General features: G+C 56.9%; 15 protein-coding genes. 6 read left to right on the forward strand and 9 right to left on the reverse strand.

The genetic code is table 11. The features are described from left to right. Positions 1 to 4 precede the first annotated feature (4 nt). Complete coding sequence (lgt, locus tag ABWH92_RS09840; protein ID WP_375567907.1) at positions 5 to 844, reverse strand: prolipoprotein diacylglyceryl transferase; 840 nt, start codon at positions 842 to 844, stop codon at positions 5 to 7. 133 nt (positions 845 to 977) lie between these two features. Between lgt and ABWH92_RS09845 the strand changes: the two genes are divergently transcribed. The 5 genes from ABWH92_RS09845 (at position 978) to ABWH92_RS09865 (ending at position 3,875) form a co-directional block, all read left to right on the forward strand. Then, positions 978 to 1,265 (forward strand): accessory factor UbiK family protein, encoded by a 288-nt coding sequence (locus tag ABWH92_RS09845; RefSeq protein ID WP_375567908.1) that lies wholly within the window; start codon positions 978 to 980, stop codon positions 1,263 to 1,265. A 196-nt stretch (positions 1,266 to 1,461) separates the two neighbouring features. Further along, the gene (locus ABWH92_RS09850; RefSeq protein WP_375567909.1) at positions 1,462 to 1,962 is read left to right on the forward strand and encodes a YbjN domain-containing protein; all 501 of its coding nucleotides are present in this window, start codon (positions 1,462 to 1,464) and stop codon (positions 1,960 to 1,962) included. Positions 1,963 to 1,967: 5 nt separating this feature from the next. After that, positions 1,968 to 2,801 (forward strand): pyrroline-5-carboxylate reductase, encoded by an 834-nt coding sequence (proC, locus tag ABWH92_RS09855; RefSeq protein ID WP_375567910.1) that lies wholly within the window; start codon positions 1,968 to 1,970, stop codon positions 2,799 to 2,801. Positions 2,802 to 2,828: 27 nt separating this feature from the next. After that, complete coding sequence (locus tag ABWH92_RS09860; protein WP_375567911.1) at positions 2,829 to 3,530, forward strand: TetR/AcrR family transcriptional regulator; 702 nt, start codon at positions 2,829 to 2,831, stop codon at positions 3,528 to 3,530. A 3-nt stretch (positions 3,531 to 3,533) separates the two neighbouring features. Further along, on the forward strand, positions 3,534 to 3,875 hold the full coding sequence (locus ABWH92_RS09865; protein ID WP_375567912.1) for a tRNA-binding protein: 342 nt from the start codon (positions 3,534 to 3,536) through the stop codon (positions 3,873 to 3,875). Here the strand turns inward: ABWH92_RS09865 and ABWH92_RS09870 are convergent. The 3 genes from ABWH92_RS09870 to ABWH92_RS09880 form a co-directional block, all read right to left on the reverse strand. Beyond that, positions 3,872 to 5,272 carry an ATP-binding protein gene (locus tag ABWH92_RS09870; protein ID WP_375574229.1) on the reverse strand — a complete coding sequence of 467 codons (1,401 nt, stop codon included), beginning with the start codon at positions 5,270 to 5,272 and terminating at the stop codon, positions 3,872 to 3,874. The two genes, ABWH92_RS09865 and ABWH92_RS09870, sit on opposite strands and share 4 nt — an antisense overlap. Positions 5,273 to 5,476: 204 nt before the next feature. Beyond that, positions 5,477 to 6,190 carry a response regulator gene (locus ABWH92_RS09875; RefSeq protein ID WP_375567913.1) on the reverse strand — a complete coding sequence of 238 codons (714 nt, stop codon included), beginning with the start codon at positions 6,188 to 6,190 and terminating at the stop codon, positions 5,477 to 5,479. Positions 6,191 to 6,228: 38 nt separating this feature from the next. Then, positions 6,229 to 6,744 (reverse strand): MarR family winged helix-turn-helix transcriptional regulator, encoded by a 516-nt coding sequence (locus tag ABWH92_RS09880; protein WP_375567914.1) that lies wholly within the window; start codon positions 6,742 to 6,744, stop codon positions 6,229 to 6,231. A 242-nt stretch (positions 6,745 to 6,986) separates the two neighbouring features. Between ABWH92_RS09880 and ABWH92_RS09885 the strand changes: the two genes are divergently transcribed. Next, a complete protein-coding gene (locus ABWH92_RS09885) occupies positions 6,987 to 7,880 on the forward strand; it encodes a branched-chain amino acid aminotransferase (RefSeq protein ID WP_375567915.1) in 894 nt (297 codons plus the stop codon). 3 nt (positions 7,881 to 7,883) lie between these two features. Here ABWH92_RS09885 and ABWH92_RS09890 read toward each other — a convergent pair whose 3' ends face one another. From ABWH92_RS09890 to uvrC, 5 genes are all read right to left on the reverse strand, one after another. After that, the gene (locus ABWH92_RS09890; protein ID WP_375567916.1) at positions 7,884 to 8,354 is read right to left on the reverse strand and encodes a molybdenum cofactor biosynthesis protein MoaE; all 471 of its coding nucleotides are present in this window, start codon (positions 8,352 to 8,354) and stop codon (positions 7,884 to 7,886) included. Positions 8,355 to 8,359: 5 nt separating this feature from the next. Continuing rightward, the gene (moaD, locus tag ABWH92_RS09895; protein ID WP_375567917.1) at positions 8,360 to 8,611 is read right to left on the reverse strand and encodes a molybdopterin converting factor subunit 1; all 252 of its coding nucleotides are present in this window, start codon (positions 8,609 to 8,611) and stop codon (positions 8,360 to 8,362) included. Positions 8,612 to 8,615: 4 nt separating this feature from the next. Further along, positions 8,616 to 9,203: a CDP-diacylglycerol--glycerol-3-phosphate 3-phosphatidyltransferase gene (gene pgsA, locus ABWH92_RS09900; protein ID WP_375567918.1), complete on the reverse strand. Its 588-nt coding sequence runs from the start codon at positions 9,201 to 9,203 to the stop codon at positions 8,616 to 8,618. Between the two features lie 119 nt (positions 9,204 to 9,322). Then, positions 9,323 to 10,741 carry an autotransporter domain-containing protein gene (locus tag ABWH92_RS09905; RefSeq protein ID WP_375567919.1) on the reverse strand — a complete coding sequence of 473 codons (1,419 nt, stop codon included), beginning with the start codon at positions 10,739 to 10,741 and terminating at the stop codon, positions 9,323 to 9,325. A gap of 861 nt (positions 10,742 to 11,602) precedes the next feature. Next, positions 11,603 to 13,585 carry an excinuclease ABC subunit UvrC gene (gene uvrC / locus ABWH92_RS09910; protein WP_375567920.1) on the reverse strand — a complete coding sequence of 661 codons (1,983 nt, stop codon included), beginning with the start codon at positions 13,583 to 13,585 and terminating at the stop codon, positions 11,603 to 11,605. Positions 13,586 to 13,643 lie beyond the last annotated feature (58 nt).

Here is a 13,643-nt window from a genome sequence, read left to right on the forward strand (position 1 = left end):
ACCGCTACACAATGGCGCTCGCCGGAGCTCGGCGCGCAAGTGCAATCAACACAAGACCGGCAACAATCATCGGCAGTGAGAGCAACTGGCCCATGGTGATGATTCCACCAATCAGCCCAATGCCCGGATCAAAGGCGCGGACATACTCCACCAGAAAACGGGCGATGCCATAGCCTGTGGTGAAAACACCGCCGACAAGGCCTGGGCGTTTCAGCCCGCCCAGACGAATGGCGATAGCGCAGGCCACGAGCAGAACGACACCTTCTCCAAAAGACTGGTAGAGCTGGCTCGGGTGGCGCGGTTGATCATCAGCGGTGGGGAACACCATGCCCCATGGCAGGTCTGTTGGGCGGCCCCAAAGCTCTGCATTGATGAAGTTGGCCAGACGGCCAAAGAACAGGCCGATGGGCGCGGCAGCACCGATGATGTCGAACAAAGAGAGAGCGCTGGTTTTCTTGGTGCGGGCGAAAAAGATCATGGCGACAATCACGCCGAGTAACCCACCGTGAAACGCCATGCCGCCCTGCCAGACATAGAAAATGCTTATGGGATCAGCAAGAAAGCGGGCCGGTTCGTAAAAGAACACATAGCCGAGGCGACCGCCGACGATCACGCCAATCGTGGCCCAGGTTAAGAAGTCATCGACATCCTCAGGCGTGTAAGGTGCGCCAGCGGCGGGCCAAAGCTGCGGGCGCTGAACCAACCGGCGCACATACCACCAGCCGCCCACCAACCCGGCGATGTAGGCCAGTGCGTACCAGCGAATCGCAAAAGGACCGACCTCGATGAGAACCGGGTCAATGACCGGAAAAGCCAGGGCTGGAAGGGTGGTGAAGGTGATCATAAAGTGTGCGTCTGCCCGTAATGTGTTGGTCTGATGGTGCGCCGTTTTGCCCCCTCTCTTGCATGAACGCGGCGGGTGAACCATATGTTTTCGAGCGCTGGTGGCGCCCCGTTTGAAAAAGGACCATTTCTTCATGACCCAATCGAACAGCCGTTTGTTTGACGATCTTGGCCGCTTGATGACGGATGCAGCAGGACTTGCTGATGGCGTGCGTCGTGAGGTGGAAACCGTTGCTCGCTCGCAGATGGAGCGGATGGTTGCCACGATGGATCTGGCCCGCGAGGAAGATGTTGATATCCTGCGGGAGATGGTGGCCACCCAACGCACAGCCAATGAGGCGCTTGAAGCACGTGTTGCTGCTTTGGAAGAGCAGGTTACCCAGCTCTCGTCGGCAAGCCCTGTAGAAAAATCAGACGCTTAAGCGGGCTTTGCCGCTATACATTTTTTCAGTCATCCACAGTGGGTCGTGAAGTTGTTCACGGGTAATGCCGCGCTTGCGCGCTGGTAAGCTTGCGTGTGGGGTGCCGAGCGCGCGCTGCTGACTTATAGTTGACGTACCGAAAGATTCGCTTGCTCCGGGTGCCTTGTCTGCTTGGTCCCGGCAAAGGATAGGCAGTATGTCGCTTGCCGATTTTGAGGCTGATCGCCTCAACCATCCCGTCGATGTTGTCGAACACTTGGCCTCGCTCAATGAGTGGGCGTTTGAGCGTTCCAGCGACCATGAGATCACCATCTCCGTGGAAGGGTCTTGGTCGTCCTATCACGTCTCCTTCTCTTGGATGGAAGACTATGAAGCGCTGCATTTGGCGTGTGGGTTCGACCTGAAAGTGCCGCCCACTCGATTGGGCGAAGTGACCAAGCTGCTCGCGTTAGTCAATGAACAGCTTTGGATTGGCCATTTCGATCTTTGGCGTGACCAATCGGCCATCGTGTTTCGCGCAACGCTGCTTTTGAGCGGTGGGGCCGATGCGACACCGCAACAATGTGCGCGCATGTTGGAGTCGGCTGCCGAGGTTTGCGAGCGCTATTATGAAGCGTTCCAATATGTCGTGTGGGCAGGCAAGAGTGCACAGGATGCTTTGTCCGACGCACTGTTTGAGACCGCTGGCGAAGCGTAAGCACGATGGCTGCTTTTGAAAGCACCGTGGTGATCGGCGCCGGTAAGATGGGCGGCGCTTTGGTGGATGGTTGGATCACCCAAGGGATCGATCCAGCAACCATTCACTTGGTTGATCCTGCTCTTGCTGGGGATGATCGCGGGTGGTCTGCCAAAGGCGTGGCCTGCTCTGCCGACTTTACCGATCTTGCTGTCTCACAGCCATCTTTGCTGATGCTCGCCATCAAGCCACAGATGATGGACGCAGTTTTACCCGGGTTGGCGCCGCTCGATCATGATGGTTTGACGGTGCTTTCCATCGCGGCGGGCACGACGCTCGCCGCGCTGCAAACAGCGTTTGCCAAAGCGCGCTGCATTCGCACCATGCCCAACACGCCGGCTGCCGTTGGCGCAGGCATCACAGCCGCCTATGGCCCTGATGTGCCGTCGGACGTGAAGGTTGGCGTTACGGCGCTGTTGGAGGCCGTTGGTCAGGTGGTATGGGTGGACAATGAGCAGGCCATGGATGCGGTAACGGCCGTGTCGGGGTCGGGTCCAGCCTATGTCTTCCACATGGTTGAGGCTCTAGCGGACGCTGGTGAGGCGCTTGGTTTGCCTGCCGATACGGCTATGGCGCTTGCCCGCCAGACGATTGTCGGTGCTGGGCAATTGCTGGCGCAGAGCGATGAAACGGCAGCTACGTTGCGCACCAATGTCACTTCGCCAGGCGGCACAACCGCAGCGGGCTTGTCGGTGCTGCGAGACAGCGGAAAGCTCTCTGATCTGATGGGTGCGACGACACGCGCTGCGTTTGACAGATCGGTTGCGCTTGCGGCATCCAAAGACGTGCCAAAATCGTAACACTCTGCGGTGCTCGCAGGAGAGATTATGCTCAATACAACTGAGACAGACGCTGTCATCAACGCGTTTATGACGGCATTGATGACAACACCCTTTTCCGACATTCGTCTTCGCGCTGTGGCCGAAGCCGCCGACGTGCCGCTGGCCAAACTGCTCATGACCTATTCGACCCGTCTTGAGCTGTTTGAGGGCTTTGCTAAGCGTATCGATGAAGCGGTGCTGGCTGACGATGATCCCGACATGGCTGAAGAGCCTGCGCGTGAGCGATTGTTTGATGTTTTCATGCGGCGTTTCGATGCCTTGTTGCCGCACAAGCTGGCGCTCATTCAGCTTGAGCGGGATGCACGCCGTGATCCGGCGTTGACGATGGCGCTCGGTCGTATCGCATCCAAATCGATGGCACGGATGGCTGCCAGTGGGGATGTTGACGTTGATGGCGCACGTGGGGCCTTTGTGATGGTCGGCCTTTTGCAGGTCTATGCCCGCGTGATGCGGGTGTTTGTACGCGAAAGCGATGAAGGCCAGGCGCTTACCATGGCTGAGCTTGATAAGGCGCTGCGGCAAGCAGAACGGCGCATTGGCGATCTGGATGGGCTGGTCAAGCTGATGCGCGGCGAGGGCGGGGCCAATGGCGGTCCACTTTGTCGGTTGCGTGATCGCATGCGCCGTCGTGATGGTGATGATGGTGGCAGCCATGAGGATACAGCGCCAACACCAGAAGCTGCATAGCGCATGAGCGAGACAATTAGCTTTGATGAGTTTCTGAAAGTCGATGTGCGTGTTGGCACGATCATCGAAGCCGGACCCTTTCCCGAAGCGCGCAAGCCGGCGATTAAGCTGAAGATTGATTTCGGCGATACCATCGGCGTGAAAAAAAGCTCTGCTCAGATCACCAAACACTACACGCCGGAAGGGTTGGTTGGTCGGCAAGTGATGGCGGTGGTGAATTTTCCGCCGCGCCAGATCGGGCCGATGATGTCTGAGGTCCTAACCTTGGGCGTGCCTGATGCAGATGGCGAAGTGGTGCTGCTGCAACCCACCACCGACGTGCCCAACGGTGGCAGGCTTTACTAGGCCGGAATGGTGATCTTCGCCTGAAGCCCACCAAGCTTGCTATCTTCCAGCACAATATCGCCGCCGTGAGCGCGGGCGATGTCTCGTGCGATGGCAAGACCGAGGCCCGTGCCGCTTTCATCCAAATTGCGCGCTTCATCCATGCGATAAAAGGGCCGGAAAACCTCTTCGCGTTTTTCTTCAGGAATGCCCGGACCATCATCGCGCACGCTGACAATCAGCTCTTCAGGTGTGCGCTTAGCGTGCACCTCCACCGTGTCAGCATGGCGCAAAGCATTGTTGACGAGGTTGGTGACAAGCCGTTTGAAAGCCAGCGGTTTGACAGAAGCGGTGACTGGCCCCTCGAAGGAGACTGTCACCTCGCGGTCGGTTGCTTTGGCGGTGTGTGCGATGTCATCAAGCAGCGCTTCAACGTCACTTGGCACGCTTACTTCGCCGTCATCACCGCGGGCGAACGCCAGGTAACCCTCCAGCATCGCTTGCATCTCATCAACGTCGCGGCCCATCTCTTGCGCGGCCTTTTCATCGCTGAGCAGAGCCAGTTCCAGCTTGAAGCGGGTAAGAATGGTGCGCAGATCATGGCTGACGCCTGACAGCATAGCAGTGCGTTGATCCACATGGCGCTCAATGCGCTCGCGCATGCGCCAGAAGGCGATGGTGGCACGGCGGATTTCGCGTGCGCCGCGCAAATTCATGCCTTCATCCACCTCTTGCCCGCGGCCGAAGCGGTCGGCTGCATCGGCCAGTTTGAGAACCGGGCGGATCTGATTGCGCAAGAAAAGAACGGCAACGATCAACAGCACCAAGGACGCGCCTGTCATCCAAACCAGAAAGATATGCGAATTGGAGGCATAAGCTTGATTGCGGCGGGCAAACACACGCAGGACCTGGCCATCGTTCAGCTTGACGCGTACCTCAACCAAATTGGAGCGGCCAACCGTATCGATCCAGAAGGGACGCTCGATACGCTGCGATATCTCTTGGCTCAGCGTGCGATCCAGCAAATCAAAGAATGGCTTGGGCAGGGCGGTTGGAAGAGCTGTGTCGGGCAAGAAAGCGACGTTGAGATCAAGAGCATCGCGCGCAATGCGAATGATCTCTGTCTGGTCTGCCTCGTCATCTGGAAATGCTTCGACCATCTCGATGACAGCGGCGATGTCGCGGGTTACCGCCTGCGACAGGCGTTCAGTCACAAGCTCCCAATGGCGCTCCATGAAGACGAACGCCACCACAGACTGCAAGATCACCACCGGTGTGATGATGATCAGCAGTGATCGCGCGTAGAGCCCCTGTGGCAGCAAGGGTTTGGCCAGTGTGCCAATCTGGCGAAGCAACCAGCCCAAGGCGGAGAAGAGAGGATTGAGCGGCGCGAATAAGGTGCGGATCGCGCCGCCCATGCGCCCGACAGAGCGCTCAATTGACGGATCGGTGTTGCTAGCGCTTCCACCCCACCAGTGATGGCCAGAGAGGCGTCGCCAGAGTCTGCCGAGACGGTTCTCTCGCGCGGTGGCATCGCTCGCTTCGATGGCGTTTGGGTTGGTCTCTTGCCAGTCGGCCATCGGCGGTTGGCGATCCTTGTGCGGAAAAAGGGCGTGTTGCGACTAGTCGCTTACCAGACGATACCCTACGCCGCGCACGGTTTGAAGATGGGCTGGGGAGGCAGGGTTTTCTTCGATCTTCCGGCGCAGTCTTGTCATCTGCACATCGATGGCACGGTCGGTCTTGCTGGGATCATCGCCCAGCAGGTCGAGCCGTGACACGGTGGCATTGGGGCGTGCGGCGAGCATGGCCATGATTTCGCGCTCCCGCTCTGTCAGCCGCACCATTTCACCGTCTTTGGTCAGCTCACGCTTGGAGAGTGCAAACCGGAAGCGGCCAAAGTCGACAGCATCCACGCTGCCGCTGCGTGTTTGCTGGGTGGCGCGCAGAATATTGTCGATCCGCAGCAGCAATTCACGCGGTTCAAACGGCTTGCCAAGATAGTCATTGGCGCCTGTTTCAAGGCCGGTGATGCGGTCACCAGCCTCTCCACGTGCTGTGAGCATGATGACGGGTATGGCCGACGTTTTGCGAAGTTCGGTGAGATATTCCAAGCCACTTTCGCCGGGCATCATCACATCCAGCACCATCAGATCAAAAGACAGACCAGAGGCGGCACGGCGCGCATCGCCTGCGGACTTGGTGACAGTGACGCGATAGCCATTGTCACCGAGATAGCGCTTGAGCAAGTCACCAATACGCGCATCATCATCAACTATGAGAATGTGAGCGGCTGTATCGGCTGGAATTGACAGAGAGGCGGCAGCAGTCGGCATAGGGACATCCTTGTTCAGCGCGCCGGAGCAGGACGGATTTATTTCGCCGCACCCGGTTTGCCAGCGGTGTTCAAGCTTTCCAATGGGGTCACCGGATCATTCATCAGTGCGCGCAAAAAGTCGCGCACGTCGCTCCGGCCGCCCTTTGGGAGCGTCTGCAATGCGCCTTCGATCCGTGACGATTGTATGGCGATCAGCTTTTCTGCCAGCTCAGCGCCTTTTTTCGTGGTGTAAAGAAGCCGCTGACGACGATCATCTGGCCCGGTTTCCTGGGCGATGTAGCCTGTCTCGATAAGGTGCTTGAGCACGCGCGCCAAACTTTGCTTGGTGATCTGCAAAATCTCCAAAAGCACCGCGACCGTCATACCTGGATTGCGATGCACAAAGTGCAACACCCGGTGGTGCGCACGACCAAAGCCAAGCTCGGCCAGAATTTCATCCGGCTCACCGACAAAATCGCGATAGGCAAAGAACAGATGCTCAATGATCGCCAACGTGTCTGGATCATTGTCTTGCGCGTCATGCGGTTTGGTTTCGAAATATATGTCAGCCATGTTGACATATTTCGGCAAGGTTGTTACACCACCGCCTCTGTTGGCGAAAGAAAAGGTCCTCGTGTCGCGTCGGCGTTTTCATTTCTTGCTTTCAGTGCCGCTTTGTCAGGCAATCGCTTCGATCCGTCTTGGAATCGGCGTGCCTGCCTGACGATCAAAGAATAGGCCAGGCTTTTCAAGTCTATCGAGCTGCCTGAGCCAAGTCCTTAACACAAAACGTTTTTCATTTGGGAGTGAAGACCATGGCCGGTGTGCCCTTCGATCAGTTGTCCGGACAAATCTGGATGAACGGTGAGTTTGTCGAATGGGATGATGCCAAAGTCCACGTCCTGACGCATGGCTTGCACTATGGCTCTGCGGTGTTTGAAGGCCAGCGCGCCTATGGCGGTGTTGTTTTTGAGCAGACAGCTCACCATGAGCGCCTGCACAAGTCCGCAGAAATCCTCGACATGACAATGCCGTACAGCGTCGAAGAGCTGAACACGGCGTGCGAAGAGGTCATTAAACGCAACGGGTTTGTTGATGCTTATGTGCGCCCCATCGCTTGGCGTGGCTCGGAAATGATGGGCGTTTCAGCGCAGGCTAACCGCATCAACGTTGCGATCGCCGCTTGGGAATGGCCAAGCTATTTTGCCCCAGAAGAGCGGATGAAGGGTATTCGCATGGATATTGCGAAATATCGCCGCCCCGACCCGCGCACAGCGCCATCGCACGCTAAGGCTGCAGGTCTCTACATGATCTGCACCCTGTCCAAGCATGCCGCTGAAGCCAAGGGCTATGCCGATGCGTTGATGTATGATTGGGAAGGCTATGTCGCCGAGGCAACTGGAGCGAATGTTTTCTTTATTGAAGACGGTGTCATTCATACGCCGACTGCCGACCGCTTCCTGGATGGTATCACCCGTCAGACTGTGATCAAGCTCGCCAAGGCGCGGGGCATTGAGGTGGTTGAGCGTCGCATTCTGCCGCATGAGATGGCGCAGTTCAGTGAGTGCTTTATCACCGGCACGGCTGCTGAGGTGACACCGGTTTCGGAAATCGGGCCGTTCAGCTTCACACCGGGTCAGATCTCACAGAACTTGATTGCGGATTATGATGTCGCCATCCGGCCGAAGGCCGCGCAAGCGGCTGCTTAACGCCTAGACCATCTTCCATCGATCCGCGTCAGCATCATCTGACGCCTTTGCATCCACCCAGCTCGCCTCTTTTTGGGGGTCAGCTGGGTGTTCTTTTTTCCAAAACGGCGCTTTGGTTTTTAAGAAATCCATCAAGAAATCAGCCGCCTGGAACGACGCGCGGCGGTGGGCCGATGCTGTTGCGACCAGCACGATAGGTTCGCCGGGTTTCAGCTTGCCATAGCGATGGATGATGGTGAGGCCTTGGAGTGGCCACCGCGCGGTTGCGTCTTGCGCAATGGAGGTCAGTTGGCTTTCGGCCATGCCTGGAAAATGCTCCAGTTCCAGGGCTTCCAACTGCCCGCCCTCATCGCGGCAGTAGCCGGTGAAGCTGGTGACCGCGCCAATGGCAGGGTTGCCGGCGTGCAGTGCAGTGATTTCTGTTCCGGCATCAAAGAGCTCGGCTTGAACCTTGATCTTGAGGGAGGCTTCCACGGAGGCTACCCACCCGTCATCGGCGGGAAGAAAGCTGCTTCCTGTGCATCACCGAGCAGCGCATCGTCTTCGGCCAGGGTCTTGTCCAACGCCACGCGTATGATCGACGGGTCTTCAAAGGCGTAGGCGTAGCCTTCATCCAGGCTGGCGAGCCAGCTTTTCAGAGCTCCAATGGTGGTGACATTCGCGGGAATGTCACGTGTCTCGGTTTCGGTTCCAACACGTTCACGCACCCAGGCAAAGTAGAGAAGTTTCATGGTCTTACGCCTGATCCGCAGCAACGAGATGACCTATCCCGGCGCGCACATAATCATACCCTGTCCATACCGTGAGCAGGGCGGCCAGCCACAAAAGCCCGATGCCGAAGAGCATGGTGCCAGGGATGAGCGCATCCCCGGCCGGTCCTGTCACCAGCACACCGAGTGCCACCAATTGGACGGCTGTTTTCCATTTCGCCAGATTGGAAACCGGCACTGACAAATTCATTTGACCCAGATATTCGCGCAGGCCCGACACCAGGATTTCGCGACTTAGAATGATGATGGCTGGAACAAGCGCGAGGCCCGTGATTGTGCCGTTGGCGGCCAGCATGATGAGGACGGCGCCCACCAGCAGTTTGTCGGCGATTGGGTCCAGCATTTTGCCGAGGCTGGATTGCTGTGACCAGGCGCGCGCCAAATAGCCATCGAGATAATCGGTTATCGCTGCAGCAATGAAAATCACCAGCGCCACCCAAAGCCACACATGTTGACTGGAGTAGAGGCAAGCCACGATGGCAGGAATGGCCGCAATGCGCCCATAGGTCAAAAGGTTCGGCACGGAGTAGACGGTGCTTTGGGCCGTGGCCATGGGGAGCTCATCTGTTCACGTCACAAGCGACTGTGATGTTTCAACATGGCTGTGAGCGATACGTCAATCTGATCAACAGCGTATAACACGCTTTGAAAGGTGTGCGTTTTCGCTTCGCCCTAGTTTAACGGGATAGCGATGTGCAAACGGCCACCGTAAAGCGTGGCATCTGAACCGATTCCGCCATAGTTGCCAGCCAGGGTCAGCGATAGGCCAGAGCGCGTGGCATAGGTTGCGCCGAGCTCTGTAACTCCAGTGAAGCCGATCATGGCATCTGCTAGCGAACCATCAGAGTAATCGCCATCATCTCCAAACGTGTAGACCCCATCGAAGGAGACAAAGGTCGATAACGAGTCTCCTCCAACGAGCAGGAAGGTGCGGGCAATGCGTGGGCCAAAGCGCACTTCGCCTTGGCTCAAAGTTTGGGCGGCGATAAGCACAGCATTACTGTCGGTGTAGGCTTCCTGCTCTTCGACAATGTAGGTGAAGCTGAGACTTGGCTGGATGGTGAACAGACCCATCTCCAACACATCCATTTCAAAATCACCAATCAGAGCACCAGAGAGGAACAGCCGGTTGGTGGTGAACGCATCGGTGTACGTGCCCAGGGGATCGATATCATTGTAAGATTGGCCAAGTGCTGCCGCTAGATCAAAATAGAAGTTATCTTGCGCCTGAACGGTCAGCGTTGGGCCAGCGAGCCAGCCAACCCCATCGGTCCCGCCAGCGTTGTTGGTATTGTCTTGCGAGAGCCAATCCACTTGCCCGGAAAAGCCAAGTAGCACCCGTTCGTTCACCAGATAATCCACGCCAGCATGAACGATACCAAAACGGCCACTATCGGTGGCATCATCCTCAAACAAGGTAATGCGGCCCTCGGTCCAGAAGGTGATCCGTGTATCGTTTTCATAGTCGTCTGCGGTATCCAGTCCGTCACCGGCAGCGAAGGCGTTGAACACTGGGGTGAGCCGATCTGAGCGCATGGCAAAGGCCAGTTCACGGCCTTCAAAGGCCAACGCAAAACGGGCTGGGTTGGCAAAGGACATCCCAAACGCAGAGATTGTTTCACCACCGCTGCCGCTGCTTTCATCAAAGCGGCTGATGCGGCGGCTGGCGGCCGGGCGGTTGGCGGTGATTAGGCCCATCCGACTGCCAACGAAATCCCTGATTTGCTGCTGTGCTGCATCCTGCGGTGAGGTGAACTGGGTGGTGGATATGCCTGAGGCGAGGTTATCATTGCCTCCAGGCGTGTCCTGTGCTGCACCCGCCAGAACCGCGACAGTGACAGCACCTGTTCCGCTTGGTGTAATCAAAGCTGAGAACACACGGTTGGCAGTGACCGTCTGGAAATCAGATGCATCTGCATTGCCTAAGCCCGCCGTTACATCAGCTAACTCAAAACCTGTCACATCCTCACTGAACGTGAAGGTCGCCGTGAATGGCAGATTGGCTTGCGTCGGCACGCCCGTGATCGCAACCGTGGGCTGGATGGAATCGGCGGGGCAATCTGGGTCGAGCGCATTGGCATCAAATGACACACGGGTGAATTCACCGTTGGTGTTTTGGTAGTTTGATCCAATTGCCTGTGAGCTTTCATCATTTGAAAAAACAATAAAGAAAGGTCCGACGTCTGGATCTGATTCCGTTCCATAGGAAAATGGAGATATATCCAGATTTGTATGGGTGAATGCTAGGAGAACACCAAGAATTCTTTCATTGCCGTCCGTTAAGTAGAGTCGGGCTCGACCGTTCGTACTGATGGAAGCATCAATAAAAAAGCGGCTTGTATTCCCTGCAACGCAGCCACCATCGGTGTCGAGACCCACAGCTAGTGTGCCATTTACAGCGGTCCAGTCAGCTTGAGCGTCGCTAAATGTAGTGTTCACTTGAAAGCAGGCTAATAGAGCCGTCAGCAGCAAAGGGCGTTTCAGCATCCTGTTGCGTAGCGCTAAGCTGTTTTTCGGCCTGATCTGGCGGGCCTGATGAGAGCTCCGACGTTGAAGCCGGTGCTTGAAATTGATATTCCTAAAAGGCTTCATCGCAGTCTTTTCAACCAAAACGCTCGTTTTTTGTTTGGCGGGATAGACAAGTCGCCCACTGCTAGTTGGAAACCAGATTGCGTCATTTGCTGCCAAAGGCCGTATCAGTTTTTGAAGCTCAGCAATGACCCAACCATCACATCACTGTCAAATAGTGACGCAGCGTTACTTGAGCTCTGCAAACACTGACTTGTTTCTTTTGCATTGCTGCTGCAGCCATCCAATTTGCGGGCTAACCAATGCCAACAACAGTTGGCCATTTGGTGAAACTAGATCGACAGCCTTGTGGAATTATATCCATGGTTGGGCGTGCGGCAGCAGCGCCGGTGAGTGTATCTGTCCGGCTTGTCTAGACAACTGTCACCCGCTTTCGCGGAAATGATCGTAGATCGTGCGCGCCAAAGCCTGGCTGATGCCAGGCACCTGTTCCAGGTCAGAGAGGGCTGCGCGTTTGATGCCTTTGACTGAGCCAAAGGCATTGAGCAGAGCACGTTTGCGTGTTGGGCCGATACCGCCGACCTCGTCCAGCGGGTTTTCGCGCATCTGTGCTGAGCGTTTGGCCCGGTGCGTGCCGATGGCAAAGCGGTGCGCTTCATCACGTAGACGCTGGATAAAGTAGAGCACTGGGTCGCGCGGTTGCAGCATGAAGGGCTCGCCCTCCATGGGGTGCAAAGTCTCGCGTCCAGCGTCACGATCAGGGCCCTTGGAAACCCCGATCATCTGTACGCGCTCGGTGATACCAAGATCATCAAGCACCGCTTTTGAAGCCGACATCTGGCCCTTACCGCCATCAATGATCACCAAGTCCGGCCAGCTCGGGAAGGCGTCGGTATCCTCGCTGGCAGTGTCGTTTTCTTCCTCTTTAACGAGCCGGGAGAACCGCCGGGTCAGCACCTCGCGCATCATGCCAAAATCATCGCCCGGAGTGAGCGAGGAGTCCTTGATGTTGAACTTGCGGTACTGGTTTTTCACAAACCCATCGGGCCCGGCGACAATCATGCCGCCGACCGCGTTGGTGCCCATAATGTGGGAGTTGTCGTAGACCTCAATGCGGCGCGGCGTGCCATCCAACTTCAACGCCTCGGCCAAGCCATCAAGCAGCTTGGTTTGACTGGCGCTATCCGCAAGCTTGCGGGCCAGCGCTTCGCGTGCGTTGGTGACAGCATGGTTCACCAGGTCGCGCTTTTCGCCGCGCTGTGGTTTGCCGATTTCGATCTTGCGCCCGGCGTGCTGGCTGAACGCGTCGGCCATCAGTTCCGCTTCAGGCAGCTTATGTGATGTCAGGATGAGCTTGGGGATCGGCTTGTTGTCATAGAACTGCGAGAGAAAGCTTTGCAGCACCTCTTCAGGCTCCACCGATTTGTCAGCCTTCGGGAAATAGGCGTGGTTGCCCCAGTTCTGTCCGGTGCGGAAAAAGAACACCTGTACACAGAACTGACCGCCCTCAGCATGGAGGGCAAACACATCAGCCTCTTCAACATTGCGCGGGTTGATGCCCTGATGACTTTGAATTTGGCTGAGCGCGGAAATACGGTCGCGATAGACGGCGGCACGCTCAAAGTCCAAATCCTCAGAGGCACGTTCCATCTGCTTGGCCAAATCGGCTTTTACCTGTTTGGACTTGCCCGATAGAAACGCTTTGGCGTCGTCCACCAGATGCCCATAATCCTCCAGGCTGATCTCACCGGTGCATGGCGCTGAGCAGCGCTTGATTTGATAGAGCAGGCAGGGCCGTGTGCGCGTTTCATAGACACTGTCGGAACAGGTGCGGATAAGGAAGGCTTTTTGCAACGCGTTGATGGTGCGGCCAACCGCGCCTGCCGAGGCAAAGGGGCCGAAATAGCTGCCTTTGGAGTTGCGCGCCCCGCGATGTTTCATCAGCTGCGCGGCTTCGTGGTCCTCAGCCATCAAAATGTAAGGGAAGCTTTTGTCGTCGCGCAGCAGCACGTTGAAGCGAGGACGCAGACGCTTGATGAGGTTGGCTTCTAAGAGCAGCGCTTCGGTCTCGGTGCGTGTGGACACGAACTCCATCGCCACCGTCTGCGTGATCATGCGCACGATGCGATTGGAAAGCCCTGTGGGCCTGGTGTAGCTGGTCACGCGCGCTTTGAGTTTGCGTGCCTTGCCGACATAGAGCACATCGCCCTTGTCGTTCAGCATGCGGTAGACGCCCGGCGTGTTGGGCAGTTTCTTGACGAACGCAGCGATGACATCGAAGCCTGTCAGTGGCGTTTCGTTGTCCTCTACTTTTTCTTCACCAACCCACACTTCGCTTGCCAACTGACCTGGGCCCGTTGCATCGCGCAGTTTGGGTTCTGCAAGTTTGGAATCGCTTTCGTCCATGCCGTCCATAGTGTCGGGAAACTTCGGTCGAAGCCAGACGGGTCGCTTGCGGCCCCGT

Source organism: Ahrensia marina (assembly GCF_042140245.1).
GTDB lineage: Bacteria > Pseudomonadota > Alphaproteobacteria > Rhizobiales > MH13 > MH13.

What these genes read in the sequence shown, in the direction of transcription:
- lgt (WP_375567907.1), bottom strand. Translation starts at nt 844, where the DNA reads ATGATCACCTTCACCACCCTTCCAGCCCTGGCTTTTCCGGTCATTGAC.
- ABWH92_RS09845 (WP_375567908.1), top strand. Translation starts at nt 978, where the DNA reads ATGACCCAATCGAACAGCCGTTTGTTTGACGATCTTGGCCGCTTGATG.
- ABWH92_RS09850 (WP_375567909.1), top strand. Translation starts at nt 1,462, where the DNA reads ATGTCGCTTGCCGATTTTGAGGCTGATCGCCTCAACCATCCCGTCGAT.
- proC (WP_375567910.1), top strand. Translation starts at nt 1,968, where the DNA reads ATGGCTGCTTTTGAAAGCACCGTGGTGATCGGCGCCGGTAAGATGGGC.
- ABWH92_RS09860 (WP_375567911.1), top strand. Translation starts at nt 2,829, where the DNA reads ATGCTCAATACAACTGAGACAGACGCTGTCATCAACGCGTTTATGACG.
- ABWH92_RS09865 (WP_375567912.1), top strand. Translation starts at nt 3,534, where the DNA reads ATGAGCGAGACAATTAGCTTTGATGAGTTTCTGAAAGTCGATGTGCGT.
- ABWH92_RS09870 (WP_375574229.1), bottom strand. Translation starts at nt 5,272, where the DNA reads ATGGGCGGCGCGATCCGCACCTTATTCGCGCCGCTCAATCCTCTCTTC.
- ABWH92_RS09875 (WP_375567913.1), bottom strand. Translation starts at nt 6,190, where the DNA reads ATGCCGACTGCTGCCGCCTCTCTGTCAATTCCAGCCGATACAGCCGCT.
- ABWH92_RS09880 (WP_375567914.1), bottom strand. Translation starts at nt 6,744, where the DNA reads ATGGCTGACATATATTTCGAAACCAAACCGCATGACGCGCAAGACAAT.
- ABWH92_RS09885 (WP_375567915.1), top strand. Translation starts at nt 6,987, where the DNA reads ATGGCCGGTGTGCCCTTCGATCAGTTGTCCGGACAAATCTGGATGAAC.
- moaD (WP_375567917.1), bottom strand. Translation starts at nt 8,611, where the DNA reads ATGAAACTTCTCTACTTTGCCTGGGTGCGTGAACGTGTTGGAACCGAA.
- pgsA (WP_375567918.1), bottom strand. Translation starts at nt 9,203, where the DNA reads ATGGCCACGGCCCAAAGCACCGTCTACTCCGTGCCGAACCTTTTGACC.
- uvrC (WP_375567920.1), bottom strand. Translation starts at nt 13,585, where the DNA reads ATGGACGAAAGCGATTCCAAACTTGCAGAACCCAAACTGCGCGATGCA.